Origin of the sequence: Amycolatopsis sp. NPDC059027 (assembly GCF_042739735.1) — a bacterium.
Lineage (GTDB): Bacteria > Actinomycetota > Actinomycetes > Mycobacteriales > Pseudonocardiaceae > Amycolatopsis.
On sequence record NZ_JBHYIK010000038.1, the window covers coordinates 82,838 to 91,235 of the forward strand.

At 70.5% G+C, this 8,398-nt stretch carries 7 protein-coding genes; all 7 read right to left on the reverse strand.

The features are described 5' to 3' along the window. On the reverse strand, positions 1 to 729 hold a 729-nt coding region (gene gmk / locus ACFWY9_RS25675), incomplete at its 3' end, for a guanylate kinase (RefSeq protein WP_378340113.1). Then, positions 726 to 1,043, reverse strand: a complete 318-nt coding sequence (gene mihF / locus ACFWY9_RS25680) for an integration host factor, actinobacterial type (RefSeq protein ID WP_003096398.1) — start codon at positions 1,041 to 1,043, stop codon at positions 726 to 728. The genes gmk and mihF, both read right to left, overlap by 4 nt. Positions 1,044 to 1,150: 107 nt before the next feature. Beyond that, positions 1,151 to 2,005 (reverse strand): orotidine-5'-phosphate decarboxylase, encoded by an 855-nt coding sequence (pyrF, locus tag ACFWY9_RS25685; RefSeq protein WP_378340114.1) that lies wholly within the window; start codon positions 2,003 to 2,005, stop codon positions 1,151 to 1,153. Next, positions 2,002 to 5,316, reverse strand: a complete 3,315-nt coding sequence (gene carB, locus ACFWY9_RS25690; protein WP_378328484.1) for a carbamoyl-phosphate synthase large subunit — start codon at positions 5,314 to 5,316, stop codon at positions 2,002 to 2,004. Before carB ends, pyrF begins: the two co-directional genes overlap by 4 nt. Further along, complete coding sequence (gene carA, locus ACFWY9_RS25695) at positions 5,316 to 6,452, reverse strand: glutamine-hydrolyzing carbamoyl-phosphate synthase small subunit (protein WP_378340115.1); 1,137 nt, start codon at positions 6,450 to 6,452, stop codon at positions 5,316 to 5,318. The genes carB and carA overlap by 1 nt, the downstream gene beginning before the upstream one ends. Further along, on the reverse strand, positions 6,449 to 6,952 hold the full coding sequence (locus tag ACFWY9_RS25700; RefSeq protein ID WP_378328486.1) for a transporter: 504 nt from the start codon (positions 6,950 to 6,952) through the stop codon (positions 6,449 to 6,451). The genes carA and ACFWY9_RS25700 overlap by 4 nt, the downstream gene beginning before the upstream one ends. Beyond that, positions 6,952 to 8,241 carry a dihydroorotase gene (locus tag ACFWY9_RS25705; RefSeq protein WP_378328487.1) on the reverse strand — a complete coding sequence of 430 codons (1,290 nt, stop codon included), beginning with the start codon at positions 8,239 to 8,241 and terminating at the stop codon, positions 6,952 to 6,954. Before ACFWY9_RS25705 ends, ACFWY9_RS25700 begins: the two co-directional genes overlap by 1 nt. Positions 8,242 to 8,398: the final 157 nt, after the last annotated feature.

Here is an 8,398-nt window from a genome sequence, read left to right on the forward strand (position 1 = left end):
CCCGCCCCCGCTCTGTGGTTTTTGGTGGGGGGGTCGTTGAGTGTCTTCCCGCCCCCGGGGGGGGGGTGGGGGGGTTGCACCCCCACGTGGTACAGCAAGGGACTTGTCGCCGGTTATCAAGTTTAGCAACCGCTCGGCGGCCTCTCGCACGTCGGCGTTCACGAGCCGCACGTCGAACTCCCCGGCGGCGGCCAGTTCGCGCTCGGCCTCGGCCAGCCGCGCCTGCACGGCGGCCTCGGATTCGGTGCCCCGTCCGGTCAGCCTGCCGACCAGTTCCTCCCAGGACGGCGGCATGAGCATCACCAGCCGGGCCTCCGGCATCGCCCTGCGGACCTGCCGCGCGCCCTGCAGTTCGATCTCCAGCACCGCGGGCCTGCCGTCGGCGAGCGCCTTCTCCACCGGCTCGCGCGGGGTGCCGTAGCAGTTGCCCGCGAACTCGGCGTGTTCCAGGAGCCTGCCGTCGGCGACCATGACGTCGAACTCGGCCCGCTCGACGAAGTGGTAGTGCCGGCCCTCGACCTCGCCGGGACGCGGCTTCCGCGTCGTCACCGAGACGCTGTAGTAGATCTCGGGAGCCAGCTCGCGCAGCTGCCCCACCACACTCGACTTCCCGACCCCCGAGGGCCCCGATACGACCGTGAGCCGGTGCCGGGAGCTCTCCCCCGCCACCGGCTCACTGCCGCGGTCGGCGCCCCGGATCACCGGGTTGTCCTGACCGACGCCGCTCACTCGCCGCTGAACTCGGCCAGCAGCGCCTTGCGCTGCCGGTCGCCGAGTCCGCGGAGCCTGCGGCTGGGCGCGATCTCCAGTCGTTCCATGGTCTGCTGGGCACGGACCTTGCCGACGCCGGGGAGGGCCTCGAGCAGAGCCGACACCTTCATCTTGCCGAGGACTTCGTTCTCCTCGGCCTGCTTCAGCACGTCGACCAGAGTGGTACCGCCCCGCTTCAGCCGCTCCTTCAGCTCAGCACGGATGCGGCGGGCGGCGGCGGCCTTCTCCAGCGCCGCAGCGCGCTGTTCCTCTGTCAGCTGGGGAAGTGCCACGTTTTCCTCCGGTAGTTCTCAAATCTGGGTGGGTGACGCGACGGTACCCACCCGCGAGCATCGCCCACAATGCGGGGGTGCTGGTCCCACACCGATTCCGGGGCCTGCTATTGGCCGTTTTCCTGCGGTCCGGCGAGCAGTTCGCGATTCCGGCGGACCGCCGTTCGCAGCGCGGCCGCGTCCGGGCCGTGCTTCAGGATGTCCCGCGAAGACGCCGGGAGCACGCCCTTCGCGAGCAGCGCGTCCCCGAAAACGGCCCGTAAATCGGCCACAGTGGCGCCCTGAGCCCCGAAACCCGGTGCCAGGACCGGACCGTTCAACGCGGCCAGTTCGAGCTCCCCAGGCGCGATGGTGGCCCCGGCGACCACGCCGACGTCCCCGAGCGGCGCGACGCCGTCGTTGACCGCCGCGGCGGCGTCGACGATGCTCTGCGCGACGGTTCTGCCGTCCGGAAGCCGCGCACTCTGCAAGACGTGCGCCTCGGGGTTCGACGTCCGCGCGAGCACGAATACGCCCCGGCCCGCCTCGCGGGCGGTGGCCACACACTGCTCCAGAGAGCCGAATCCGAGGTACGGCGACACGGTGATCGCGTCGGCCGCGATCGCCGCACCGTCGGCCACGTAGGCGGCCGTGTAGGCCGCCATGGTGGAGCCGATGTCCCCGCGCTTGACGTCGAGCAGCACCAGCGCCCCGGCATCGGCCGCGAGCGCGACGACCCGCTCCAGCACGGCGACCCCGGCGGCGCCGAACGCCTCGAAGAACGCCGACTGCGGTTTGACGATCGCGGTTTCCGCGGCCAGCACCTCGGTGGCGCCGAGCGCGAACCGCTCCAGCCCGCTCGCGTCGACCGGCAGGCCCCACGCCTCGATCAGACCGGGGTGCGGATCGATCCCGGCGCAGAGCGGGCCCCGCGCCGAGATCGCCTTCGCCAGCCGCGCCCCGAACCGCTCGGGCGCGCTCACGACTGGGCCTTCAGCGCCGCCTGGAGGTGCTGCAGAGACCGGACCCCGATGTCACCCCGGATGAGCGCCTCGATGCCGTGCACGGCCGCCGCGGCGCCCTGCACCGTGGTGACGCACGGGATGTCCCGGGACACCGCCGCGGTACGGATTTCGTAGCCGTCGACCCGCGGACCGCTGTTTCCATACGGAGTATTGATGACCATGTCGACGCCGCCGTCGAGGATGACGTCCACGATGTTCCGCACGGAGTCGGTCGAGCCCTCGGAGTACTTGCGCACGACGGTGCAGGGAATTCCGTTGCGCCGCAACACTTCCCCGGTGCCCGCGGTGGCGAGGACCTCGAAGCCGAGGTCGGCCAGCCGCTTGATCGGGAACACCATCGACCGCTTGTCCCGGTTGGCCACCGACACGAACACGCGCCCGGAGGTCGGCAAGGAACCGTAAGCGCCGGACTGGGATTTCGCGAACGCCTTGCCGAAGGAGACGTCGACGCCCATGACCTCGCCGGTGGACTTCATCTCCGGGCCGAGCAGCGAGTCGACGCCGTGCCCCTCGGGGGTGCGGAAGCGGTGGAAGGGCAGCACGGCTTCCTTGACCGCGACCGGGGAATCGGCGGGCATGTGGCCGCCGTCGCCCTCGGCGGGCAGGATGCCGGCGGCACGCAGGTCCTTGATCGAGGAGCCGGTCATGATGCGCGCGGCGGCCTTGGCCAGCGGCACCGCGGTCGCCTTGGACACGAACGGGACGGTGCGCGAGGCACGCGGGTTCGCTTCCAGGACGTAGAGGACGTCGTCCTTGAGGGCGTACTGGACGTTGAGCAGCCCGCGCACACCGACGCCGCGGGCGATGGCCTCGGTGGAGCGCCGCACGGCCTGCAGGTCGGTCTGGCCGAGGGTGATCGGCGGCAGCGCGCAGGAGGAGTCGCCGGAGTGGATCCCGGCCTCCTCGATGTGCTCCATCACACCGCCGAGGTAGAGCTCCTCGCCGTCGAACAGCGCGTCGACATCGATTTCGATGGCGTCGTCGAGGAACCGGTCGACCAGCACCGGATGTTCCGGCGTGACCTCGGTGGCGCGGCGGATGTAGCCGGCGAGGGATTCCTCGTCGTAGACGATCTCCATGCCGCGTCCGCCGAGCACATACGACGGGCGGACGAGGACCGGGTAGCCGATCTCGTCGGCGATCCGCTTGGCGCCCTCGAACGAGGTCGCGGTGCCGTAACGCGGGGCGGGCAGCCCGGCGTCGGTGAGGACCTCTCCGAACGCGCCGCGGTCCTCGGCGAGGTGGATCGCCTCCGGCGGCGTCCCGACCACCGGGACACCGGCGTCGGCCAGCCGCTTCGCCAGCCCCAGCGGCGTCTGCCCGCCGAGCTGGACGATGACGCCGGCGACCGTGCCGGACGCCTGCTCGGCGTGCACGACTTCGAGGACGTCCTCGAAGGACAGCGGCTCGAAGTAGAGGCGGTCGGAGGTGTCGTAGTCGGTGGACACGGTTTCCGGGTTGCAGTTGACCATGACGGCCTCGAACCCGGCCTCGCGCAACGCGATCGCCGCGTGCACACAGGAGTAGTCGAACTCGATGCCCTGCCCGATCCGGTTGGGCCCCGACCCCAGGATCAGCACCTTGGGCTTGTCGGTCTGCGCCGCGACCTCGGAGGCCGCCTCGGGGTCGGTTTCGTAGCAGGAGTAGTGATACGGCGTCTTGGCGGCGAACTCGGCCGCGCAGGTGTCCACGGTCTTGAACACCGGCCGCACGCCGAGCCGGTGCCGCAGCGCGCGGACGCCGTCCTCCCCGGCCAGTTCCGGGCGCAGCGCGGCGATCTGGCGGTCCGACAGCCCGGTCCGCTTGGCGCGGCGCAGCAGGTCGCCGTCGAGCACCGGGGCGTCCCGGACCTCGGCGCCGACCTCGCCGATCAGCGCGATCTGGTCGATGAACCACGGGTCGATGCCGGAGGCCTCGTGCACCTGCTCGACGGTGGCACCGAACCGCAGCGCGCGCTCGACCTCGTAGAGCCGTCCCTCGTGCGGCACCCGCAGGGCGTCCAAAGTGGACTCACGCGTGGCGTCCTCGGGGTCGGGCCGGGTCCAGAACCCGGTCGCCTTCGTCTCGATCGACCGCATCGCCTTCCCCAGTGCTTCGGGGAAACTGCGGCCGAACGACATCGCCTCGCCGACGCTCTTCATCGTCGTGGTCAGCGTCGGGTCCGCGCCGGGGAACTTCTCGAAGGCGAACCGCGGCACCTTCACCACGACGTAGTCCAAAGTGGGCTCGAACGCCGCCGGGGTCTCGCCGGTGATGTCGTTGCGGATCTCGTCCAGCGTGTAGCCGATGGCCAGCTTCGCGGCGATCTTGGCGATCGGGAACCCGGTCGCCTTCGACGCCAGCGCGGAACTGCGCGACACGCGGGGGTTCATCTCGATGACGACCATCCGGCCGTCGCGCGGGTTGATCGCGAACTGGATGTTGCAGCCGCCGGTGTCGACGCCGACCTCGCGCAGCACCGCGATGCCGACGTCGCGCATCACCTGGTACTCGCGGTCGGTCAGCGTCATCGTCGGCGCCACCGTGACACTGTCGCCGGTGTGCACGCCCATCGCGTCGACGTTCTCGATCGAACACACGACCACGACGTTGTCGTGCTTGTCGCGCATCAGCTCGAGTTCGTACTCCTTCCACCCGAGCACGCTCTCCTCGATGAGCACCTCGGTCACCGGCGACTCGGTGAGCCCGGTCGAGGCCAGCCGCTCCAGATCCTCGGCGGTGTGCGCCATCCCCGAGCCGAGCCCGCCCATGGTGAACGAGGGCCGGATGACCACCGGCAGGCCGAGCTCGGCCACCGTGGCGCGGACCTCGTCCATGTCGTGGCAGACCCGGGAACGCGGGACCTCGGCGCCGATGGTGCGCACGATGTCCTTGAACTTCTGCCGGTCCTCACCACGCTGGATCGCGTCGATGTCCGCGCCGATCAGCTCGACGCCGTACTTCTCCAGCACCCCGCGCTCGTGCAGCGCCACCGCGCAGTTGAGCGCGGTCTGCCCGCCCAGGGTCGCCAGCAACGCGTCCGGACGCTCCTCGGCGATGACCTTCTCGACGAAGTCCGGGGTGACCGGCTCGATGTAGGTGGCGTCGGCGAACTCCGGGTCGGTCATGATCGTCGCCGGGTTGGAGTTCACCAGGCTCACGCGCAAACCCTCGGCCCGCAGCACCCGGCAGGCCTGGGTCCCGGAGTAGTCGAACTCCGCGGCCTGCCCGATCACGATCGGACCCGATCCGATCACCAGCACGTGCTGGATGTCAGTCCTCTTGGGCATTACTTGGCCTTCTTCTCCATGAGAGTCACGAATTCGTCGAAGAGCGGCGCCGCGTCGTGCGGACCGGCAGCCGCTTCGGGGTGGTACTGCACCGAGAACGCCGGGACGTCGAAGGCGCGCACGCCCTCGACCGTGTCGTCGTTCGGGCAGTAGTGCGAGATCTGCGCGGTACCGTAGGGCGAGTCGAACCGCTGGCCCGGCTCGCCTTCCAGTGCGAAACCGTGGTTCTGCGCGGTGATCGCCACCCGCCCGGTCGCCACGTCGATCACCGGGATGTTGATCCCGCGGTGGCCGTAGCGCATCTTGTACGTCCCCAGGCCGAGCGCGCGGCCGAGGATCTGGTTGCCGAAGCAGATGCCGAACAGCGGGATTTCCCGCTCCAGCACCGTTTTCGTCAGCGCCGTCGCGTGCGCGGTGGTCGCCGGGTCACCCGGGCCGTTGGACAGGAACACCCCGTCCGGCTCCAGCGCCAGCAGCTCCTCGACCGGGGTCGCCGAGGGCAGCACGTGCACCTCGATGCCCCGCGCGGTCATCAGCCGCGGGGTGTTCGACTTGATGCCCAGATCCAGCGCGGCGACGCGGAACCGGCGCTCTCCCTGTGCTTCCACCACGTACGGCTTGTCCGTGCTGACCTCGCCCGCCAGATCGGCGCCCTTCATCTCCGGGCTCGCCAGCACCTGCGCGACCATGTCCTCTGTGGACACCAGCGCGTCACCGGAGAACACCCCCGCGCGCATCGCGCCCCGCTCCCGCAGATGCCGGGTCAGCGTCCGGGTGTCCACCTCGGAAATCCCGACGACACCCTGGCGCTCCAGCTCGTCGTCCAGCGAACGCGTGGCCCGCCAGTTCGACGGCGTCCGCGCGGGATCCCGTACCACGTAACCGGAAACCCAGATCCGCGCCGACTCGTCGTCCTCGTCGTTCCAGCCGGTGTTCCCGATCTGCGGCGCCGTCTGCACCACGATCTGCCGGTGGTACGACGGGTCGGTCAACGTCTCCTGGTAGCCCGTCATGCCGGTGCAGAACACCGCCTCGCCGAGCCTCCGCCCGCGCGCGCCGTAGGCCGCGCCACGGAACACCCGGCCGTCTTCCAGTACCAGCGCGGCCGGGGTACGGGCGCCGTTCGCGGTGCTCACTGGGCACCTCCCTTGATGTCGTGATCGGAAAGCTGGTCGATCCACTGTGGATAGTCGTCGAGGTCGTCGCCGCGGAACCCGGTGTCGAGATCGACGTCCCCGAGCCGCCAGGTGAGGACGAGCAGCGCGTCGGTGCCCATGACCTTCCCGGCGATCGCCTTGTCCCTGCGGATCCCGGTGACCGACGCGCGCGGGATCCAGAAGTCCGGGCCGCCGGAGCGCTCGATCGCGACACCGGCGGGGTGCAGCCGCCAGATCGCGCTCGTGCGCAGCCCGGCGCCGCGGGTGACGACGCGGTTCTGCCAGTGCCCCGCGAAGATCGTGCTGACGTAGAGCCCTTGGGACTCCAGCAGCACCTCGCCGGGCTCGGCGGGGATCTCGGGGAACGGCGGCACCTGGACGCTCTGCGCGCGCGACTTGCGCCGCCAGCCGATCCAGAAGCCCCACAGGCACAGCAGGAAGAAGACGACGAGCGCGAGCGTGAGGAGAAGCCGTTCCATTACCCGATCTTCCCTTCCCGCGCGGTGATCCGCCCGCGCAGGAGCGTGGCGGTCACCACCCCGGGCAAGCGCATTCCCTCGTACGGGGTGTTGGCCGAGATGCTGGCCAGTTCGGGCCCGCTCACGGTCCACTCCGCCTCTGGGTCGACCAGCGTGAGGTTGGCGGGCTCCCCCACCTCGATCGGACGGCCCTGGTCGGGCAGGTTCCCGATCTCCGCGGGCCGTTCGCTCATGACGCGGGCCACTCCCCGCCAGTCGAGCAGCCCGGTGCGGACCATGGTCTCGGCCACAATGGACAGTGCGGTCTGCAGGCCGAGCATGCCCGGCCGCGCCGCGCTCCACTCGCAGTCCTTGTCCTGCACCGCGTGCGGCGCGTGGTCGGTGGCCACGCAGTCGATGACGCCCTCGGCCAGCGCGGCACGCAGCTTTCCGGCGTCGACCTCGGTACGCAGCGGCGGATTCACCTTGTTCACCGGGTCGTAGCTCGCGAGCCGCTCGTCGGTGAGCAGCAGGTGGTGCGGGGTCACCTCGGCGGACACCTTCGTGCCGCGGTCCTTGGCCCAGCGCAGGACGTCCGCGGTGCCCGACGTCGAGACGTGGCACACGTGCAGCCGCGCTCCGGCGTGGAAGGCGAGCAGGCAGTCCCGCGCGACGATCGACTCCTCGGCCGAGGCGGGCCAGCCGGTGTAGCCCAGCCGTGCCGCGCGCTCACCCTCGTGGGCCTGCGCGCCGACGGTGAGCCGGGGCTCCTCGGCGTGCTGCGCGATCACGACGTCGAGCGAGGTCGAGTACTCCAGCGCCCGGCGCATCAGCAGCGGGTCGGCCACGCACAGGCCGTCGTCGGAGAACACCCGGACGCCCGCCGCGGACCGGTTCATCGTGCCCAGCTCGGCGAGCTTCTCGCCCTTGAGCCCGACGGTGACCGCGCCGACCGGGTGCACGTCGACCAGCCCGATCTCCTGGCCACGCCGCCAGACGTGCTCGACGACGACCGCGTTGTCGGCGACCGGATCGGTGTTGGCCATGGCGAACACGGCGGTGTACCCGCCGAGCGCCGCCGCGGCGGAACCGGTCTCGATCGTCTCGGTGTCCTCGCGGCCCGGCTCGCGCAGGTGGGTGTGCAGATCGACGAATCCGGGCAGCAGCACCTGGCCCTTGGCGTCGAGCACCTCCACGCCGTCGGCCGCCTTGACCGAGCCGATGGCGGTGATCACCCCGTCCTCGACGAGGACGTCGACCGGGTCGCCTTCCCCGTACGGACGGGCACCCTTGATCAGCACGGGGCTCACGCGATGTTCCCTTCTTCACTGGCGAGCAGGTGGTACAGCACGGCCATCCGCACGTGGACGCCGTTGCGGACCTGTTCGGCGGTCTCTTCTACAAATCTCCGAGCCCACTCTACATAGATCCCTCGCTGATGCCGTCTGGGGAGTGACAAGGGGTGGT

Coding starts and splice junctions, on each gene's coding strand:
- ACFWY9_RS25700 (WP_378328486.1), bottom strand. CDS start 6,952: ATGGAACGGCTTCTCCTCACGCTCGCGCTCGTCGTCTTCTTCCTGCTG.
- carB (WP_378328484.1), bottom strand. CDS start 5,316: ATGCCCAAGAGGACTGACATCCAGCACGTGCTGGTGATCGGATCGGGT.